The sequence below is a fragment of the Neisseria sp. P0021.S007 genome, from assembly GCF_051956855.1.
Genome location: NZ_JBQCXA010000774.1, coordinates 1 through 603, shown reverse-complemented (window position 1 = coordinate 603; position 603 = coordinate 1). Strand labels below are relative to the sequence as shown.

Genomic DNA, 603 nt, shown 5'->3' with positions numbered 1-603 from the left:
GGTCATCTTGCCCCTCCCGTTGAAACAGAAACGGATAACGGTATTTTTTCCATGCTTGGAAAAACAGGGTCGTGATTCGGTGGTTAAAGATATCTAAAAATGCCGCCAGGCTTTCACTGCCGTCTTTATGCGTCGCAATATCGTTCAGGAAGTAATCCGGCAAAACCGCATCGACACCGTACAAACCTAAAAATGTCGTCCTGACAGTCGGCAGATCGGCTTCTGCGTCATATTCAACCGATGCAATCTCCCCGGAAGGGAAAGATAAAGACTTTACCCTTCTAAATCTTACGGTTGACTCGACAGCCTTTTCTTCATTTCCTTCGGCAAGAGTTTCTAAAACCCGGCAAAATTGGAAGAAATTCATCGTTGCCGCATTGCGTACAATAAACTCCCCCAATTTCTCTTGGAAGATTTCAGACGACCCGCTTTCGCGCTGCGCTTTATTTCTAGGAATCTCCCATAAAGGAAGCGTCTGCCTGCCGTTATTTTCTTTAGCGCTTTTGTGCGCCGTTTCTAAAACCGTGTGATAGTTGTTTTGCTGTCTTTCCATGTATATGTTTTCCCGGATGGCAGAGAAACAATGCTGAACCGGGTAAACAG

At 45.6% G+C, this 603-nt stretch carries 1 protein-coding gene; it reads right to left on the bottom strand.

Going from position 1 to position 603, the window contains the following annotated elements; translation table 11 throughout:
- Nucleotides 1-553, bottom strand: a 553-nt coding sequence (locus ACTHUR_RS15890) for a type VI secretion system baseplate subunit TssG (RefSeq protein WP_440399627.1), incomplete at its 3' end; no start/stop codon positions are given.
- Nucleotides 554-603: the final 50 nt, after the last annotated feature.